Raw genomic sequence first — 18,405 nt, 5'->3', positions numbered from 1 at the left:
CGCTTATGGCAGGGGGGAAAGGATGACGTCTATCGAGATATGGCTACGGCTAATACACACAGGTTCACTATGTGGCGATGGAATGCTGGAAGCGGCTGTGCAACTGCAGAAGCATGAAAACCTCGACGTGCCTGTCGTCAAAAGCGCCGGTCTGACAGCAAAACAGGTTGAACGGTTCTTTGCCCCAGATGAAAGTGAGCTGGAGCGTAGTCTGGCGTGGCTTGAGCAGCCGGGAAATCATTTATTGACGGCAAACCATCCACTTTATCCTCCTTTACTTCGAGCAATTCCTGATTATCCTGGGGCGTTATTCGTAAAAGGTAACCCTGAAACCCTTAATGCTGTCCAGCTGGCGGTAGTAGGCAGCCGTGCACCGTCATGGTATGGAGAGCGATGGGGAAAAATTCTGTGCGAACAACTTTCGCAATGTGGTTTCACGATCACCAGTGGGCTGGCCTGCGGTATTGACGGTGTTGCCCATAGTGCAGCGCTATCAGCAAAAGGGCGTAGCGTGGCCGTACTGGGGAACGGCCTGTTTAGCATTTATCCCCGTCGGCACCAGGCGCTGGCTATGCGATTAATCGAAGCTGACGGGGCGATAGTGTCTGAGTTTCCCCTTTCGGCGCAGCCCCGACCGGCAAACTTTCCGCGTCGTAACCGAATCATCAGCGGGCTTAGCCATGGAGTATTGATCGTTGAAGCGGCAGTGCGAAGCGGTTCGCTGGTCACGGCACGATGCGCGCTCGATCAGGGCAGGGAGGTTTTCGCCTTACCCGGCCCGATAGGTAACCCGGGGTGCGAAGGACCACACTGGCTGATAAAGCAGGGGGCGACGCCGGTAACAGAAGTGCGGGATATTCTTGAAAATTTGCAATATGGCTTGCAATGTCTGCAGGAAGATCCCGAAAAGCGACATTATTCATCAGATCAGGGAAAGGTGGCATTGCCATTTCCCAAGCTCCTGGCTAACGTAGGAGATGAGGTAACACCTGTTGACGTTGTCGCTGAACGTGCCGGCCAACCTGTGCCAGTAACGGTAGCACAGCTACTCGAACTGGAGTTAGCAGGGTGGATCGCAGCTGTACCCGGCGGCTATGTCCGATTAAGGAGGGCATGCCATGTTCGACGTACTGATGTATTTGTTTGAGACTTACATCCATAACGAAGCAGAAATGCGAGTGGATCAGGACAAATTGACACAGGATCTTACCGATGCGGGGTTTGAGCGGGAAGATATCTATAACGCGTTGATGTGGCTGGAAAAGCTGGCTGATTATCAGGAAGGCCTCGCCGAGCCGATGCAGCTTGCTTCTGACCCATTGTCAGTACGCATTTATACCGCTGAAGAGTGTGAAAGGCTGGATGCCAGCTGCCGGGGATTCATCTTATTCCTTGAGCAGATTCAGGTGCTAAACCTCGAAACGAGAGAAATGGTGATAGAGCGCGTCATGGCGCTGGATACGGCAGAATTTGAACTGGAAGATCTCAAATGGGTGATTCTGATGGTTCTGTTTAATATCCCGGGCTGTGAAAATGCCTATCAGCAAATGGAAGAATTACTCTTTGAAGTGAATGAAGGTATGCTGCACTAATTCAATGTGCAGCACCAAGAGTTGTTATGGCCAAATCAGCACTATTCACGGTGCATAAAAACGAGCCCTGCCCGCAGTGCGGGGCTGAGCTGGTTATTCGGTCCGGGAAACACGGCCCGTTTCTCGGTTGTTCACACTATCCGGAATGTGATTATGTCCGTCCTCTGAAAAGCCAGGCGGATGGACATATCGTCAAAATTCTGGAAGGACAGCTATGTCCTCTTTGTGGTGGTGAATTAGCGCTACGTCAGGGCCGTTTCGGTATGTTTATTGGCTGTAGCCGTTACCCGGAATGTGAGCATACGGAACAAATTGATAAGCCTGATGAAACGGCTATTGCGTGTCCCCAGTGTCAGCGCGGTCAGCTGGTACAACGCCGTTCCCGTTATGGTAAGACCTTTCATTCCTGCGATCGCTACCCTGAATGCCAGTTCGTTATCAATTTCAAACCGGTAGCGGGCGTCTGCATTCATTGCAACTATCCGCTACTTATCGAGAAGAAAACGGCGCAGGGTATGAAACGCTTCTGCGCCAGTAAACAATGTGGAAAGCCGGTTACGGCGGATCAAAATAGTGAATAATAACCTGCCATCAGGCTCCATTGCGCATGCAGTGGACGTACTGAAAAATGAAGAAGTCATCGCCTATCCAACTGAAGCTGTTTTTGGGGTCGGTTGCGATCCTGACAGCGAGACGGCTGTGAGCCGTCTGCTTGCCTTGAAACAAAGACCCGTCGAGAAAGGGCTGATTTTGATAGCTGCGAATTACGAGCAGCTTAAGCCCTACATCGATGACTCTATGCTGACGCCAGCGCAGCGCGAGACTATTTTTTCCGCATGGCCCGGTCCAGTGACCTTTGTTTTCCCGGCACAGCCGACAACGCCACGCTGGTTGACCGGACGCTTTGATTCCCTTGCCGTTCGCGTAACTGACCACCCGCTGGTAATAGAGCTTTGTCTGGCATTTGGTAAACCGCTGGTCTCAACCAGCGCCAACCTGACCGGATTGCCACCTTGTCGTACAACCGAAGAAGTGCTGGCACAGTTCGGGAACGACTTCCCGGTTGCTGTTGGAGAGACGGGAGGGCGCCTGAATCCGTCTGAAATTCGCGACGCTTTGACAGGCGAACGTTTTCGCCAGGGGTAATCTCATGGAAACCTATGCTGTTTTTGGTAATCCGATTGCGCACAGCAAGTCACCGCTGATCCATCAGCAATTTGCGAAGCAGCTGCAGATTAATCATCCCTATGGTCACGTACTTGCACCGGTGGATGCATTTATTCCAACGCTGGAGGCTTTTTTCGCCGCCGGCGGTCAAGGCGCTAATGTGACGGTCCCTTTTAAAGAGGAAGCCTTCGAACGTGCGGATGAGCTTACCGAGCGTGCTTCGCTGGCTGGTGCAGTAAATACCCTGAAACGGCTTGAAGATGGACGCCTTCTGGGTGACAACACCGACGGAATAGGTTTGCTGAGCGATCTGGAACGACTGTCGTTTATTAAACCCGGTTTCCGGGTCCTGCTGATTGGTGCGGGTGGCGCATCGCGGGGAGTACTGTTGCCTCTGCTTTCTCTGGACTGTGCGGTGACCATTACCAACCGAACCTTTTCCCGGGCAGAAGCGCTGGCGGCGTTGTTTGCGCATACCGGCAGCGTAAGTGCGGCAGCGCCTGGCGATCTTGCCGGGCGTGAATTTGATCTGGTCATTAATGCCACCTCCAGCGGCATTAATGGAGAGATCCCGGCAATCCCCGCTTCTCTGGTAAGCCCTCATATGTACTTCTATGACATGTTTTATCAGAAAGGGAAGACGCCTTTTCTGAACTGGTGCGAGCAACACGGTGCGAAACAGCTAGCTGATGGACTGGGGATGCTGGTGGGTCAGGCTGCGCATGCGGTGCTGCTCTGGCATGGCGTGTTGCCTGCAGTCGAACCGGTTATTGAAAAGTTAAAGCAGGAGCTTTCGGCGTGAATCAGGCTATTGATTTCCCGGACAGAGAGAACTGGGATGAGAGTAAACAAGCGGTCTGTTTCCCGGTGCTGGTGCAGGGTATGCAATTGACCTGCGCCATTCATGGGGAAACGCTGTTGCGTCGCTTTGGCGGTTCAGATCCTATAGACATATTTTGCGAAAATCGCTGGGATCTGGAAGACGAAGCCAGCGATTTAATTCGCGATCAGCAGGAAGACGATCAGGGCTGGGTTTGGTTGTCCTGATCCAAATAGTCATTCTTCCATTTTACGTAGTTGTTCGCTGAGTACTTCAGTCCTTCGATCTCTGCCTCCTTAAGGGGACGGACCTGTTTTACCGGGCTTCCCAGATAGAGATAGCCGCTCTCCAGACGTTTGTTCTGCGGGACCAGGCTACCGGCCCCAATCATTACGTCATCTTCTACTATGACGCCATCCAGCAAAATCGATCCCATGCCAACCAGCACCCGATTACCGATAGTGCAGCCGTGAAGCATCACTTTATGACCGACGGTAACCTCTTCTCCAATGATGAGAGGATTGCCCTGCGGGTTATAGGAGGATTTGTGGGTGACATGCAGAACGCTACCGTCCTGAATATTGGTACGGGCACCAATCGACACATAGTTAACGTCTCCCCTGATCGCAACGAGTGGCCAGATACTGACGTCATCGGCCATTCGGACATCACCAATGACCACGCTGGTGGCATCGATCATCACGCGATCGCCTTTTTGGGGGAACAGATCTTTATAAGGGCGTAATACTGCGGACATAACTACCTCTGAGGATGAGCGTTATACGGAAGACTTGATCATATTATTGGATCGAGGCAAGGCAAAAAACGTCAATATTTAAGCAGATCGGGCGGGATTTCAGCGAAAAGCGCGGAAAATCAGCAGTCGGAAAAAAAGATCTAAAAAATACTTGTGCTAAAAATTGGGATCCCTATAATGCGCCTCCATCGACACGGCGGATGTGAATCACTTCACAGACAACCCGGTCGGTTGAAGAGAAAAAAATCCTGAAATAACGGGTTGACTCTGAAAGAGGAAAGCGTAATATACGCCACCTCGCAACGGTGAGCTGAAAGCCGCGTTGCAACTGCTCTTTAACAATTTATCAGACAATCTGTGTGGGCACTCAAAGTGACATGGATTCTTAACGTCGCAAGACGAAAAATGAATACCAAGTCTCTGAGTGAACATGCGTAATTCATTACGAAGTTTAATTCACGAGCATCAAACTTAAATTGAAGAGTTTGATCATGGCTCAGATTGAACGCTGGCGGCAGGCCTAACACATGCAAGTCGAACGGTAGCACAGAGAGCTTGCTCTCGGGTGACGAGTGGCGGACGGGTGAGTAATGTCTGGGAAACTGCCTGATGGAGGGGGATAACTACTGGAAACGGTAGCTAATACCGCATAACGTCGCAAGACCAAAGAGGGGGACCTTCGGGCCTCTTGCCATCAGATGTGCCCAGATGGGATTAGCTAGTAGGTGGGGTAACGGCTCACCTAGGCGACGATCCCTAGCTGGTCTGAGAGGATGACCAGCCACACTGGAACTGAGACACGGTCCAGACTCCTACGGGAGGCAGCAGTGGGGAATATTGCACAATGGGCGCAAGCCTGATGCAGCCATGCCGCGTGTATGAAGAAGGCCTTCGGGTTGTAAAGTACTTTCAGCGGGGAGGAAGGCGATAAGGTTAATAACCTTGTCGATTGACGTTACCCGCAGAAGAAGCACCGGCTAACTCCGTGCCAGCAGCCGCGGTAATACGGAGGGTGCAAGCGTTAATCGGAATTACTGGGCGTAAAGCGCACGCAGGCGGTCTGTCAAGTCGGATGTGAAATCCCCGGGCTCAACCTGGGAACTGCATTCGAAACTGGCAGGCTAGAGTCTTGTAGAGGGGGGTAGAATTCCAGGTGTAGCGGTGAAATGCGTAGAGATCTGGAGGAATACCGGTGGCGAAGGCGGCCCCCTGGACAAAGACTGACGCTCAGGTGCGAAAGCGTGGGGAGCAAACAGGATTAGATACCCTGGTAGTCCACGCCGTAAACGATGTCGACTTGGAGGTTGTGCCCTTGAGGCGTGGCTTCCGGAGCTAACGCGTTAAGTCGACCGCCTGGGGAGTACGGCCGCAAGGTTAAAACTCAAATGAATTGACGGGGGCCCGCACAAGCGGTGGAGCATGTGGTTTAATTCGATGCAACGCGAAGAACCTTACCTACTCTTGACATCCAGAGAACTTTCCAGAGATGGATTGGTGCCTTCGGGAACTCTGAGACAGGTGCTGCATGGCTGTCGTCAGCTCGTGTTGTGAAATGTTGGGTTAAGTCCCGCAACGAGCGCAACCCTTATCCTTTGTTGCCAGCGGTTAGGCCGGGAACTCAAAGGAGACTGCCAGTGATAAACTGGAGGAAGGTGGGGATGACGTCAAGTCATCATGGCCCTTACGAGTAGGGCTACACACGTGCTACAATGGCGCATACAAAGAGAAGCGACCTCGCGAGAGCAAGCGGACCTCATAAAGTGCGTCGTAGTCCGGATTGGAGTCTGCAACTCGACTCCATGAAGTCGGAATCGCTAGTAATCGTGGATCAGAATGCCACGGTGAATACGTTCCCGGGCCTTGTACACACCGCCCGTCACACCATGGGAGTGGGTTGCAAAAGAAGTAGGTAGCTTAACCTTCGGGAGGGCGCTTACCACTTTGTGATTCATGACTGGGGTGAAGTCGTAACAAGGTAACCGTAGGGGAACCTGCGGTTGGATCACCTCCTTACCTTAAAGAACCTGCCTTTGTAGTGCTCACACAGATTGTCTGATGAAAAGTAAGCAGCAAGGCGTCTTGCGATTGAGACTTCAGTGTCCCCTTCGTCTAGAGGCCCAGGACACCGCCCTTTCACGGCGGTAACAGGGGTTCGAATCCCCTAGGGGACGCCACTTGCTGGTGCGTGAGTGAAAGTCACCTGCCGTCATATCTCAAAACTGACTTACGAGTCATGTTTGAGATATTTGCTCTTTAAAAATCTGGATCAAGCTGAAAATTGAAACGACACACAGTTAATGTGTGTTCGAGTCTCTCAAATTTTCGCAATCAGAAGTGAAACATCTTCGGGTTGTGAGGTTAAGCGACTAAGCGTACACGGTGGATGCCCTGGCAGTCAGAGGCGATGAAGGACGTGCTAATCTGCGAAAAGCGCCGGCGAGGTGATATGAACCTTTGACCCGGCGATGTCCGAATGGGGAAACCCAGTGTGATTCGTCACACTATCGTTAACTGAATACATAGGTTAACGAGGCGAACCGGGGGAACTGAAACATCTAAGTACCCCGAGGAAAAGAAATCAACCGAGATTCCCCCAGTAGCGGCGAGCGAACGGGGAGCAGCCCGGAGTCTGAATCAGCTTGTGTGTTAGTGGAAGCGTCTGGAAAGTCGCACGGTACAGGGTGACAGTCCCGTACACGAAAGCACACAGGTTGTGAACTCGAAGAGTAGGGCGGGACACGTGGTATCCTGTCTGAATATGGGGGGACCATCCTCCAAGGCTAAATACTCCTGACTGACCGATAGTGAACCAGTACCGTGAGGGAAAGGCGAAAAGAACCCCGGCGAGGGGAGTGAAAAAGAACCTGAAACCGTGTACGTACAAGCAGTGGGAGCACCTTCGTGGTGTGACTGCGTACCTTTTGTATAATGGGTCAGCGACTTATATTCTGTAGCAAGGTTAACCGTATAGGGGAGCCGTAGGGAAACCGAGTCTTAACTGGGCGTTAAGTTGCAGGGTATAGACCCGAAACCCGGTGATCTAGCCATGGGCAGGTTGAAGGTTGGGTAACACTAACTGGAGGACCGAACCGACTAATGTTGAAAAATTAGCGGATGACCTGTGGCTGGGGGTGAAAGGCCAATCAAACCGGGAGATAGCTGGTTCTCCCCGAAAGCTATTTAGGTAGCGCCTCGTGAACTCATCTTCGGGGGTAGAGCACTGTTTCGGCTAGGGGGCCATCCCGGCTTACCAACCCGATGCAAACTACGAATACCGAAGAATGTTATCACGGGAGACACACGGCGGGTGCTAACGTCCGTCGTGAAGAGGGAAACAACCCAGACCGCCAGCTAAGGTCCCAAAGTCATGGTTAAGTGGGAAACGATGTGGGAAGGCACAGACAGCCAGGATGTTGGCTTAGAAGCAGCCATCATTTAAAGAAAGCGTAATAGCTCACTGGTCGAGTCGGCCTGCGCGGAAGATGTAACGGGGCTAAACCATGCACCGAAGCTGCGGCAGCGACACTATGTGTTGTTGGGTAGGGGAGCGTTCTGTAAGCCGTCGAAGGTGGCCTGTGAGGGCTGCTGGAGGTATCAGAAGTGCGAATGCTGACATAAGTAACGATAAAGCGGGTGAAAAGCCCGCTCGCCGGAAGACCAAGGGTTCCTGTCCAACGTTAATCGGGGCAGGGTGAGTCGACCCCTAAGGCGAGGCCGAAAGGCGTAGTCGATGGGAAACAGGTTAATATTCCTGTACTTGGTGTTACTGCGAAGGGGGGACGGAGAAGGCTATGTCAGCCGGGCGACGGTTGTCCCGGTTTAAGCGTGTAGGTGTGTGTTCCAGGCAAATCCGGTTCACTTTAACACTGAGGCGTGATGACGAGGCACTACGGTGCTGAAGTGATAAATGCCCTGCTTCCAGGAAAAGCCTCTAAGCATCAGGTAACACGAAATCGTACCCCAAACCGACACAGGTGGTCAGGTAGAGAATACCAAGGCGCTTGAGAGAACTCGGGTGAAGGAACTAGGCAAAATGGTGCCGTAACTTCGGGAGAAGGCACGCTGATATGTAGGTGAAGCCCCTGCGGGTGGAGCTGAAATCAGTCGAAGATACCAGCTGGCTGCAACTGTTTATTAAAAACACAGCACTGTGCAAACACGAAAGTGGACGTATACGGTGTGACGCCTGCCCGGTGCCGGAAGGTTAATTGATGGGGTTAGCGGTAACGCGAAGCTCTTGATCGAAGCCCCGGTAAACGGCGGCCGTAACTATAACGGTCCTAAGGTAGCGAAATTCCTTGTCGGGTAAGTTCCGACCTGCACGAATGGCGTAATGATGGCCAGGCTGTCTCCACCCGAGACTCAGTGAAATTGAACTCGCTGTGAAGATGCAGTGTACCCGCGGCAAGACGGAAAGACCCCGTGAACCTTTACTATAGCTTGACACTGAACACTGGTCCTTGATGTGTAGGATAGGTGGGAGGCTTTGAAGCGTGGACGCCAGTCTGCGTGGAGCCGTCCTTGAAATACCACCCTTTAATGGCTGGTGTTCTAACGTGGACCCGTGATCCGGGTTGCGGACAGTGTCTGGTGGGTAGTTTGACTGGGGCGGTCTCCTCCCAAAGAGTAACGGAGGAGCACGAAGGTTAGCTAATCCTGGTCGGACATCAGGAGGTTAGTGCAATGGCATAAGCTAGCTTGACTGCGAGAGTGACGGCTCGAGCAGGTGCGAAAGCAGGTCATAGTGATCCGGTGGTTCTGAATGGAAGGGCCATCGCTCAACGGATAAAAGGTACTCCGGGGATAACAGGCTGATACCGCCCAAGAGTTCATATCGACGGCGGTGTTTGGCACCTCGATGTCGGCTCATCACATCCTGGGGCTGAAGTAGGTCCCAAGGGTATGGCTGTTCGCCATTTAAAGTGGTACGCGAGCTGGGTTTAGAACGTCGTGAGACAGTTCGGTCCCTATCTGCCGTGGGCGCTGGAGAATTGAGGGGGGCTGCTCCTAGTACGAGAGGACCGGAGTGGACGCATCACTGGTGTTCGGGTTGTCATGCCAATGGCACTGCCCGGTAGCTAAATGCGGAAGAGATAAGTGCTGAAAGCATCTAAGCACGAAACTTGCCCCGAGATGAGTTCTCCCTGAGACTTTAAGTCTCCTGAAGGAACGTTGAAGACGACGACGTTGATAGGTCGGGTGTGTAAGCGCAGCGATGCGTTGAGCTAACCGATACTAATGAACCGTGAGGCTTAACCTTACAACGCCGAAGGTGTTTTGGCGGTGAGAGACACAAACAATATTCAGCCTGATACAGATTAAACAGAATTTGCCTGGCGGCTTTAGCGCGGTGGTCCCACCTGACCCCATGCCGAACTCAGAAGTGAAACGCCGTAGCGCCGATGGTAGTGTGGGGTCTCCCCATGTGAGAGTAGGGAACTGCCAGGCATCAAATTTAGCGTGCTGATATGGCTCAGTTGGTAGAGCGCACCCTTGGTAAGGGTGAGGTCCCCAGTTCGACTCTGGGTATCAGCACCACTTTATACTTAGGTTAAAGTTCGGCAAGAAGTAAAAGAATTTGTTTGGCGGCTTTAGCGCGGTGGTCCCACCTGACCCCATGCCGAACTCAGAAGTGAAACGCCGTAGCGCCGATGGTAGTGTGGGGTCTCCCCATGTGAGAGTAGGGAACTGCCAGACATCAAATAAGTGAGAAGGCCATCCGAAAGGATGGCCTTTTTGCGTTTATGCCCAGAAAAAACGGTAGGCCGGGTAAGGCGAAGCCGCCACCCGGCAGAGCAAACGGCTAATGAATCACCTGCGACAGGAATGCTCGCGTACGTTCTGACTTCGGATGCGCAAAGAACTCATCCGGCGGCGCCTGCTCAACAATCTCTCCGCGGTCCATAAAGATCACCCGGTCAGCTACCGTTCTGGCAAAACCCATCTCATGCGTTACGCACAACATCGTCATACCGGATTGCGCCAGCCCAATCATGGTATCCAGTACCTCTTTCACCATTTCGGGATCCAGCGCAGATGTCGGTTCGTCAAACAGCATGATTTTGGGTTTCATGCACAGCGAACGGGCGATAGCCACACGCTGCTGTTGCCCGCCCGAGATCTGGCCGGGAAACTTATTGGCATGCTCCGCGATACGAACGCGTTCCAGGTAGTGCATCGCCAGCGCTTCCGCTTCCTGTTTCGGCATTTTTCGGACCCAAATAGGCGCAAGCGTACAGTTCTGCAGAACGGTCAGGTGTGGAAAAAGATTAAAGTGCTGGAATACCATACCCACTTCCTGGCGCACGCGTTCGATATTGCGGATATCTTCATTCAGCTCGATGCCATCTACAACAATGCGTCCTTGCTGATGTTCTTCAAGATGGTTAATACAGCGAATGGTTGTGGATTTACCTGAACCGGAAGGGCCGCAAAGGACGATGCGTTCGCCTTGCTTTACCTTAAGATTAATGTCTTTCAGGACATGAAACTGTCCATACCATTTATTCACATTTTCCAGCGTAATCATCGCGTCGGCGGGTGTCATAGTTATTTGGCTCATAATTTCCTCAGTGCGGTGTACGCCCGGTGTTAAAGCGCTTTTCCAGATGCTGGCTGTAGCGCGACATGCTAAAACAAAAGATCCAGTAGATCAGAGCGGCAAAGACATATCCTTCGGTGGACATGCCCAGCCAGACAGGGTCAACGGTTGCCTGTTGAACGCTGCTAAAGAGATCGAACAATCCGATGATGATCACCAGGCTGGTATCTTTAAAGAGAGCAATGATCGTATTGACCAGCCCAGGGATAACCAGCTTGAGCGCTTGCGGAAGGATCACCAGCCCCTGCGTCTTCCAGTAACCGAGCGCCAGCGATTCCGCCGCTTCGTACTGGCCTTTGGGCAACGCCTGCAGGCCACCGCGTACAACTTCAGCGACATAGGCGGACTGGAAGAGAATCACCCCGACCAGGGCACGGATCAGTTTGTCTATCGTTGTACCCTCTGCCATAAACAGCGGCAGCATGACCGACGACATAAACAGTACGGTGATGAGCGGTACTCCGCGCCAGAACTCAATGAAGATAACGGAGAGCACGCGAACGACCGGCATTTTTGAACGGCGTCCCAGGGCCAGTAAAATTCCCCACGGTAGCGCGCCGGCTATCCCCACTGAAGCGATAATCAATGTCAACGTCAGACCGCCCCACTGGCGTGTTTCAACGCGTTCCAGCCCCAGGAAACCGCCATACATCAGCACCCAGACAATAATCGGATAAACCACTGCCCAGACGGCAATATAGCGTCCACGATGAGGTAGCTTTTTCCAGAACATGACCGCGACAGAGAGCAGGCCGATAACCAGCGCCAGATTAATCCGCCAGCGCTGTTCATGGGGATACAATCCATACATGAACTGACCGAAACGTTCATGAATAAATACCCAGCAGGCACCGGCTTTTGTGCAGTCAGCTCGGGTTGAACCGACCCAGTTGGCCTGTAAAAACGCCCAGTTCAGCAGGGGAGGAATCAATTCCCACATGAGCCACAGGCAGACAATCGTCAGCAGGCTGTTGCTCCAGCTGGAGAACAGATTCTTGCGCGCCCAGAGAATGAAACGTCCACCTGTCGAGCTGGCAGGGCGCGAGGAGTGCGACAGTATCGCTTTTGTCATCATAGATCCTTAGCGCTCGACCAGTGCTATACGACGGTTATAAAGGTTCATCAGCAATGAAATCACCAGGCTGATGATCAAATAGACAGACATGGTGATGGCGATGGTTTCAATGGCTTGTCCGGTCTGGTTAAGCACGGTTCCGGCGAACAGAGACACCATATCCGGATAACCAATGGCAGCAGCCAGCGATGAGTTTTTGACAATGTTAAGATACTGGCTGGTCAGAGGCGGAATAATCACCCGTAGAGCCTGAGGAATAATGACCTGGCGAAGCGTCACGGTATTCGGCAAACCGAGTGAGCGTGCCGCCTCGTGCTGACCGTAAGGCACAGCCTGAATCCCGGAACGGATGATTTCCGCAATAAATGCGGAGGTATAAATCGAAAGCGCCAGCGTTAATGCGGCCAGTTCAGGAATTAATACCATCCCTCCCTGGAAGTTGAACCCGCGCAGATGGGGAATATCCCAGTGCAAGGCCGCACCAAAAAGCCAGTGAGCAACTAACGGTAAGCCAACAAGTAGCACAGCGCCAGTTGGCCATGTTTTACGAAGCTGCCCGGTTTTAATCTGGTGCTTACGGTTATAGCGAAACAGGCCGACAGAAATGGCGAGTGCAATAACAACGGCGACGATAAAGGCGTAAAGCCCTTCGGATACCTGAGGAGAGGGGATGTATAACCCACGGTTACTCAGAAAAAACAGCTCAAACGCATCGACGGCCTGGCGGGGGCCAGGAAGGTTACGCAGCACCGCGAAATACCAAAAAAATATCTGCAGCAGCGGTGGGATGTTGCGGAATGTCTCAATATAAATGGTTGAAAGTTTCCGCAGGAGCCAGTTTTCAGAAAGGCGCGCCAGCCCAATAAAGAAGCCCAGGATGGAAGCGAAGACAATACACAGTGCGGATACCAGCAGCGTATTCAGTAAACCGACCACAAACACGCGTCCGTACGTGTCACCTTCCTGGTAGTCAATAAGGTGCTGAACAATCCCAAACCCTGCGCTGCGATCCAGAAACGCAAACCCGGAGGTGATACCGCGATTATTCAGGTTCGTGATGGTGTTATGGATGAGATACACGGCGATAAGAACAACCGCAACAATAGCAATAATCTGGAATAGCCAGGCGCGGACCGCGGGATGAGAAAAGGATAGCGATCCTTTTACGGCTGAGCGGCGATGGGACATAAAGAAACCTCAGTAACCATGACTCTGGAGTGGGCACTGCCCGAGCAGTGCCCGTTACAGCTATGACTTAACGTACTGGTGGCGCGTACTGAATACCGCCGTTATTCCAGAGATTGTTCTGGCCGCGTTTGATCTTCAGCGGGCTTTCCGATCCCACGTTACGCTCAAAGATCTCAGCATAGTTACCCACCTGTTTGATGATGTTGTAAGCCCACTTGTTATCCAGCTTCAGGTCCTTGCCGAAATCACCTTCTTTACCGAGCAGGTGCGCCATATCCGGGGTAGAAGGATTCGCCGCTTTCTCATCGACGTTTTTCGAGTTGATGCCCATCTCTTCTGCGTTCAGCATGGCAAACAGCGTCCAGCGAACAATGGAGAACCAGTCTTCATCGCCACGGCGTACAACGGGGCCGAGAGGTTCTTTGGAGATCACTTCAGGCAGGACAACCCACTCTGCCGGGTTGCTCAGCTTAATGCGTAAGGCATACAGCTGTGACTGGTCAGAGGCCAGCGTGTCGCATCGACCGGATTCCAGCGCTTTGGCTGACTCATCCGAGCGGTCGAAAGTCACAGGGGTGTATTTCATCTTATTTGCTTTGAAATAATCCGCGACGTTCAACTCGGTATCGGTGCCCGCCTGGATACACACGGTGGCGCCATCGAGCTCTTTGGCGCTTTTCAGGCCCGCTTTGTTGTGGGTGAGGAAGCCGATGCCGTCGTAATAGGTCACGCCGGTAAATGTCATCCCCATGCCTGCATCGCGGGAAGAGGTCCAGGTGGTATTACGGGAGAGCATATCGACTTCACCGGACTGCAGCGCCGTAAAGCGTTCTTTCGCCGTCAGCGGGGTGTATTTTACTTTGCTGTCATCACCAAAAACCGCAGCTGCGACGCCACGACAGACATCCACATCAATACCGGTAAATTTGCCGTTCGCATCGGCATAAGAGAAGCCAGGCAAACCATCACTGATACCGCATTGAACAAAACCTTTCTTTTTAACGGCATCCAGTGTCGTTCCCGCATGGGCTTGACCGGCTACGGCAAACAACATGCCTGCAGCGGCCAGGCTGGCTATCATCGTCTTTTTCATAATGCATCCTGTGTGGCGAAATTTATCGTTATAGAAGCGTTTTAAGCGCTTAACCTGTCTGTGGCGTTGGCCAACGTTTATAAAGCAAACGTAATGCCAGTTTTGCGTTCGACGAAATAAGAGACGAGTGAACGCTTAATGCTGAGTGTAGACAGGCTTAAATAAAACGAGCGCCCCGAAACGGTGCGAAATTACAACCTGTGCCACAAATCGGAGCAAAAGTTTTGAGTCGGGTCAGGAAAAAGAAGAGGTAGTTTCCAGGGTGAATATTGGCAGGGTATTCAATAATATTAATGTGTGAAAATCATCACGATAGAATAAGTAATTTGAATGAGTATGCGAAAAACTTGTGACTGACTTCAGTCTTGGATTAATTACGTGAATAAATACGGGGCTATTTTTTTACTTATTTGAAAATACTGCACCCATTAAAAGCAAAAGCGCGGCCAGAGCCGCGCTTTCTGAACAGATGTTACTTCGTCAGGGCAACAATACCCAACGTCAAACCTGCCACTGCGGCAGCACCGCCGGCGATAGCACCTGCTGTTTCCCAGTTATCCTGGGTGGTGCCCTTCATACAGGTATTGGTATGAACCAGTCGACCCTGGTCATCGTAAACCGGTACACATGGAGAGTCGTGCGCGCAACCAGCAAGCAGCGCAGCGAGAAGTGCAACGGAAATGAATCTTTTCATGATGTTACCTCAGTATTATTTCTCATTCGCTACAAAGCCAGGAGGGCTATTAACGAACTGGAGATTATTTTACCACCAGGGTAAGTCCCCGTTACACGAGGAATAATCTCAAATTATGTAGTTTGTAAAAATCATGGAGAAAAGTCGGGTTCAGGATGAATTCATGGAGAAATTATGAAGTGGCAAGATGGTGTTTTTACTTAATGCAAACTCATGCATTTTTAATAATCAACCCTCTAATATCTAATCCATTGTTTATATTAAAAATAAAAAAGGCACCAAAAGGTGCCTTTCAGAGATACATTACTCTTTATGGCTGGTGAAGCGTCGCCGGACCACCACAAAGAAGACGGGCACGAAGAAAATTGCCAGAAGCGTTGCGGAAAGCATGCCTCCCATCACGCCCGTACCGACGGCATTTTGCGCACCGCTCCCGGCCCCGGTACTGATCACCAGCGGCATGACGCCAAGGATAAAGGCCAGGGAGGTCATCAGGATCGGACGAAGGCGCATTCTTGAGGCTTCCAGGGTGGCTTCAACGATCCCTTTACCTTCTTTCTCCATCAGGTCTTTAGCAAATTCGACGATCAGGATGGCGTTTTTCGCCGATAGCCCAATCGTCGTCAGCAGGCCGACCTGGAAATAGACGTCATTGTTTAACCCGCGCAGCGACGCCGCGAAAAGGGCCCCGATGACGCCCAGCGGCACAACCAGCATAACGGAGAAGGGAATGGACCAGCTTTCATACAGCGCAGCCAGGCACAGGAACACCACGATCAGTGAAATGGCGTACAGTGCAGGTGCCTGGTTACCGGAAAGGCGCTCCTGATAAGACATTCCCGTCCAGTCATAGCCGATGCCGGAAGGCAGTTTTGCCGCCAGGCTTTCCATCATCACCATGGCCTCACCGGTGCTTTTTCCAGGGGCTGATTCACCGAGGATTTCCATGGACGGCATGCCGTTGTAGCGTTCCAGACGAGGAGAACCGTAAACCCAGTGAGCGCTGCTAAAGGATGAGAACGGCACCATTTCCCCATTCGCGCTGCGTACGTAGAGGTTGTTGATGTCCCCCGGCAGCATACGGAATTTCGCATCCGCCTGGACGTAAACTTTTTTCACGCGGCCATGATCGATAAAGTCATTCACATAGGTACCACCTAATGCCGTCGATATCGTCTGATTGACGTCAGATATGCTAATACCCAGCGCCTGCGCTTTCTCCTGATCGACATCCAGCTTGAACTGAGGGGTATCCTCCAGACCGTTAGGACGCACGCGAACCAGCAGATCAGGGTGCTCTTTCACCATGCCGAGCAGCTGATTACGCGCCTGCGTCAGCTGGGTATGCCCCAGGTTTGCCTGATCGATAAGTTCAAAGTCGAAGCCCGTTGCGGTTCCCAGCTCGATAATAGCCGGCAGGTTAAACGGGAACACAAGGCCGTCTTTAATCTGGCTGAATGCTTTTGTCGCACGGCCGACGATTGCCTCAACGCTATTTTCTTCCCCCGAACGTTCTTCCCAGGGCTTCAGGCTGACGAAGGCAATACCGGAGTTCTGGCCCTGGCCGCTAAAGCTAAAGCCGTTCACCGTAAACACGGATTCAACGTTCGCCTTCTCTTTATTCAGGTAGTAGTCCTGAACCTGGTCGAGAACCTGCTGAGTCCGCGTCTGGGTCGCACCAGCCGGGAGTTGAACGATTGTCATAAACACCCCCTGATCCTCTTCGGGCAGGAAGGAGGTGGGTAAGCGCAGAAACAGCACCGCCATCCCACCAACAATTATGACGTACACCACCAGATAGCGACCGGTCTTACGCAAAATACCGCTCACGCTGTTACTGTAGTGCTCCACGCTCTTATCAAAGAGTGCATTAAACCAGCCAAAGAACCCCCCTTTTTTCTCATGATGATCGCCAGAGACGGGTTTAAGCAACGTTGCGCACAGTGCGGGCGTCAGGATCAGCGCAACCAGCACGGAGAGCGCCATGGCGGAAACGATAGTCAGTGAGAACTGGCGATAGATGGCTCCCGTCGAGCCGCCAAAAAAGGCCATCGGAACAAAGACCGCCGAGAGGACCATAGCGATCCCCGCCAGCGCGCCCTGGATCTGCCCCATCGACTTCTGCGTGGCCTCTTTCGGTGGCAGCTTGTCCTCTACCATCACGCGCTCAACGTTCTCGACCACCACGATGGCGTCATCAACCAATAGCCCTATCGCCAGCACCATCCCGAACATCGTCAGGGTATTGATAGAGAAACCGAACGCCGCCAGAACCGCGAAGGTACCCAGAAGAACCACCGGCACCGCGATAGTTGGGATGAGCGTCGCCCGCAGGTTTTGCAAGAACAAATACATGACCAGGAAGACCAGAACGATCGCTTCAAACAGGGTCTTCACCACTTCATGAATAGAAATTTTCACAAATGGGGTGGTGTCATAGGGGTAGACGACTTTAAGCCCCTGCGGGAAGAACTGTTGCAGTTGTGCCAGTTTGCTCTTGATGGCTGCCGCTGTATCCAGCGCGTTTGCCCCGGTTGCCAGCTTAATCCCCAGACCGGTGGCGGCCTGCCCGTTGATTTTGGTCACCATGTTGTAGTTTTCGCCACCCAGCTCAATGCGAGCGACATCCTTCAGGTGAACCATCGAGCCATCCTGATTTACCTTGAGCGTCACGCGGCCAAACTCCTCCGGTGATTTCAGGCGGGTTTGCGCGATGATGGAGGCATTCAGCTGCTGCCCGGGCACAGACGGCGTGCCGCCCAACTGGCCTGCCGCGATCTGATCGTTCTGCGTTTTCAACTGGTTGATAATATCCAGCGGCGTCAGCTGGTATTTATTCATTGCATTGCTGTCGAGCCAGATGCGCATCGCATACTGGGCACCAAACAGCTGAACGTCGCCGACGCCCGTCGTTCGGCTGATGGCATCTTTGACGTTCGAGGCGACATAGTCGGAGATATCATCCTGAGTAAGGTTTTTGTTGTCCGAAACAAAACCGGCGACCAGCAGGAAGCTGCTGCTGGATTTCTCAACGCCAATCCCTTGCTGCTGTACCTCTTGCGGCAGCAGCGGCATGGCGAGCTGCAGCTTGTTCTGCACCTGCACCTGGGCGATGTCCGGATCCGTTCCTGACTCGAAGGTCAGCGTAATGGTGACGTTACCCGCTGAATCGCTGGTGGAAGACATATACATCAGGTTATCGATACCGTTCATGTTCTGTTCGATAACCTGGGTCACGGTATCCTGCACCGTCTGGGCGTCAGCGCCGGGGTAGGTTGCGGAAATCGCCACGGCAGGCGGGGCAATCGTCGGATACTGGGCGACGGGCAGTTTGAGAATAGCCAGGCCGCCAGCAATCATTAGAATGATGGCAAGCACCCAGGCGAAAACTGGCCTCTGAATAAAGAAATTAGCCATG

At 52.5% G+C, this 18,405-nt stretch carries 13 protein-coding genes, 2 tRNA genes and 4 rRNA genes; 12 read left to right on the top strand and 7 right to left on the bottom strand.

Going from position 1 to position 18,405, the window contains the following annotated elements; all coding sequences use genetic code 11:
• Positions 1–22 precede the first annotated feature (22 nt).
• The 6 genes from dprA to AC4ICF_RS21005 are packed head-to-tail and all read left to right on the top strand — an operon-like array spanning position 23 to position 3,806.
• Positions 23–1,147, top strand: coding sequence for a DNA-protecting protein DprA (dprA, locus tag AC4ICF_RS21030; protein WP_316380278.1), 1,125 nt, complete (start codon positions 23–25; stop codon positions 1,145–1,147).
• Positions 1,119–1,592 (top strand): DUF494 family protein Smg, encoded by a 474-nt coding sequence (gene smg, locus AC4ICF_RS21025; RefSeq protein ID WP_008503477.1) that lies wholly within the window; start codon positions 1,119–1,121, stop codon positions 1,590–1,592. The genes dprA and smg overlap by 29 nt, the downstream gene beginning before the upstream one ends.
• A gap of 26 nt (positions 1,593–1,618) precedes the next feature.
• On the top strand, positions 1,619–2,173 hold the full coding sequence (locus tag AC4ICF_RS21020) for a DNA topoisomerase family protein (protein WP_116344084.1): 555 nt from the start codon (positions 1,619–1,621) through the stop codon (positions 2,171–2,173).
• Positions 2,166–2,738 (top strand): L-threonylcarbamoyladenylate synthase type 1 TsaC, encoded by a 573-nt coding sequence (tsaC, locus tag AC4ICF_RS21015; protein ID WP_166712485.1) that lies wholly within the window; start codon positions 2,166–2,168, stop codon positions 2,736–2,738. Before AC4ICF_RS21020 ends, tsaC begins: the two co-directional genes overlap by 8 nt.
• Positions 2,739–2,742: 4 nt before the next feature.
• Positions 2,743–3,561, top strand: coding sequence for a shikimate dehydrogenase (gene aroE / locus AC4ICF_RS21010; protein ID WP_316380279.1), 819 nt, complete (start codon positions 2,743–2,745; stop codon positions 3,559–3,561).
• Positions 3,558–3,806: a DUF1488 family protein gene (locus AC4ICF_RS21005; RefSeq protein ID WP_116344081.1), complete on the top strand. Its 249-nt coding sequence runs from the start codon at positions 3,558–3,560 to the stop codon at positions 3,804–3,806. Before aroE ends, AC4ICF_RS21005 begins: the two co-directional genes overlap by 4 nt.
• Here AC4ICF_RS21005 and AC4ICF_RS21000 read toward each other — a convergent pair.
• Positions 3,782–4,336 (bottom strand): gamma carbonic anhydrase family protein, encoded by a 555-nt coding sequence (locus AC4ICF_RS21000; RefSeq protein ID WP_316380280.1) that lies wholly within the window; start codon positions 4,334–4,336, stop codon positions 3,782–3,784. The genes AC4ICF_RS21005 and AC4ICF_RS21000 overlap by 25 nt on opposite strands.
• Positions 4,337–4,809: 473 nt before the next feature.
• Between AC4ICF_RS21000 and AC4ICF_RS20995 the strand changes: the two genes are divergently transcribed.
• The 6 genes from AC4ICF_RS20995 (at position 4,810) to rrf (AC4ICF_RS20970) (ending at position 10,033) form a co-directional block, all read left to right on the top strand.
• Positions 4,810–6,349: ribosomal RNA gene (locus AC4ICF_RS20995) — 16S ribosomal RNA — on the top strand.
• Positions 6,350–6,434: 85 nt separating this feature from the next.
• A tRNA-Glu gene (locus AC4ICF_RS20990) sits at positions 6,435–6,510 on the top strand.
• A 182-nt stretch (positions 6,511–6,692) separates the two neighbouring features.
• Positions 6,693–9,596: ribosomal RNA gene (locus AC4ICF_RS20985) — 23S ribosomal RNA — on the top strand.
• A gap of 72 nt (positions 9,597–9,668) precedes the next feature.
• Positions 9,669–9,784: ribosomal RNA gene (gene rrf, locus AC4ICF_RS20980) — 5S ribosomal RNA — on the top strand.
• Between the two features lie 14 nt (positions 9,785–9,798).
• Positions 9,799–9,874: transfer RNA gene (locus tag AC4ICF_RS20975), tRNA-Thr, on the top strand.
• A gap of 43 nt (positions 9,875–9,917) precedes the next feature.
• Positions 9,918–10,033: ribosomal RNA gene (gene rrf / locus AC4ICF_RS20970) — 5S ribosomal RNA — on the top strand.
• The 16S, 23S and 5S rRNA genes sit together here with 2 tRNA genes alongside, the layout of an rRNA operon.
• A 106-nt stretch (positions 10,034–10,139) precedes the next feature.
• Here rrf (AC4ICF_RS20970) and AC4ICF_RS20965 read toward each other — a convergent pair.
• The 6 genes from AC4ICF_RS20965 to AC4ICF_RS20940 all read right to left on the bottom strand — a co-directional run bounded on the left by AC4ICF_RS20965 (position 10,140) and on the right by AC4ICF_RS20940 (position 18,404).
• Positions 10,140–10,898 carry an amino acid ABC transporter ATP-binding protein gene (locus AC4ICF_RS20965; protein ID WP_014885454.1) on the bottom strand — a complete coding sequence of 253 codons (759 nt, stop codon included), beginning with the start codon at positions 10,896–10,898 and terminating at the stop codon, positions 10,140–10,142.
• 7 nt (positions 10,899–10,905) lie between these two features.
• A complete protein-coding gene (locus AC4ICF_RS20960; protein ID WP_316379829.1) occupies positions 10,906–12,009 on the bottom strand; it encodes an amino acid ABC transporter permease in 1,104 nt (367 codons plus the stop codon).
• 9 nt (positions 12,010–12,018) lie between these two features.
• A complete protein-coding gene (locus AC4ICF_RS20955; RefSeq protein ID WP_316379830.1) occupies positions 12,019–13,200 on the bottom strand; it encodes an amino acid ABC transporter permease in 1,182 nt (393 codons plus the stop codon).
• 67 nt (positions 13,201–13,267) lie between these two features.
• Positions 13,268–14,293 (bottom strand): amino acid ABC transporter substrate-binding protein, encoded by a 1,026-nt coding sequence (locus AC4ICF_RS20950; RefSeq protein ID WP_116343552.1) that lies wholly within the window; start codon positions 14,291–14,293, stop codon positions 13,268–13,270.
• 472 nt (positions 14,294–14,765) lie between these two features.
• Positions 14,766–14,987 carry a lipoprotein gene (locus AC4ICF_RS20945; RefSeq protein WP_008502867.1) on the bottom strand — a complete coding sequence of 74 codons (222 nt, stop codon included), beginning with the start codon at positions 14,985–14,987 and terminating at the stop codon, positions 14,766–14,768.
• Positions 14,988–15,290: 303 nt separating this feature from the next.
• Positions 15,291–18,404 carry an efflux RND transporter permease subunit gene (locus AC4ICF_RS20940; RefSeq protein ID WP_491466131.1) on the bottom strand — a complete coding sequence of 1,038 codons (3,114 nt, stop codon included), beginning with the start codon at positions 18,402–18,404 and terminating at the stop codon, positions 15,291–15,293.
• Position 18,405: the final 1 nt, after the last annotated feature.

The organism is Enterobacter sp. ECC_219_Taxon_10 (genome assembly GCF_058354905.1).
The sequence above is the reverse complement of the archived record's forward strand: the minus strand, read 5'-3'. Positions and strand labels throughout refer to the sequence as shown.

Excerpts from the sequence above, each read along its gene's own strand:
- dprA (WP_316380278.1), top strand. The coding sequence starts at position 23 with ATGACGTCTATCGAGATATGGCTACGGCTAATACACACAGGTTCACTA.
- AC4ICF_RS20945 (WP_008502867.1), bottom strand. The coding sequence starts at position 14,987 with ATGAAAAGATTCATTTCCGTTGCACTTCTCGCTGCGCTGCTTGCTGGT.
- AC4ICF_RS21000 (WP_316380280.1), bottom strand. The coding sequence starts at position 4,336 with ATGTCCGCAGTATTACGCCCTTATAAAGATCTGTTCCCCCAAAAAGGC.
- AC4ICF_RS20950 (WP_116343552.1), bottom strand. The coding sequence starts at position 14,293 with ATGAAAAAGACGATGATAGCCAGCCTGGCCGCTGCAGGCATGTTGTTT.
- AC4ICF_RS21020 (WP_116344084.1), top strand. The coding sequence starts at position 1,619 with ATGGCCAAATCAGCACTATTCACGGTGCATAAAAACGAGCCCTGCCCG.
- AC4ICF_RS20960 (WP_316379829.1), bottom strand. The coding sequence starts at position 12,009 with ATGACAAAAGCGATACTGTCGCACTCCTCGCGCCCTGCCAGCTCGACA.
- AC4ICF_RS20955 (WP_316379830.1), bottom strand. The coding sequence starts at position 13,200 with ATGTCCCATCGCCGCTCAGCCGTAAAAGGATCGCTATCCTTTTCTCAT.
- aroE (WP_316380279.1), top strand. The coding sequence starts at position 2,743 with ATGGAAACCTATGCTGTTTTTGGTAATCCGATTGCGCACAGCAAGTCA.
- AC4ICF_RS20965 (WP_014885454.1), bottom strand. The coding sequence starts at position 10,898 with ATGAGCCAAATAACTATGACACCCGCCGACGCGATGATTACGCTGGAA.
- smg (WP_008503477.1), top strand. The coding sequence starts at position 1,119 with ATGTTCGACGTACTGATGTATTTGTTTGAGACTTACATCCATAACGAA.
- AC4ICF_RS20940 (WP_491466131.1), bottom strand. The coding sequence starts at position 18,404 with ATGGCTAATTTCTTTATTCAGAGGCCAGTTTTCGCCTGGGTGCTTGCC.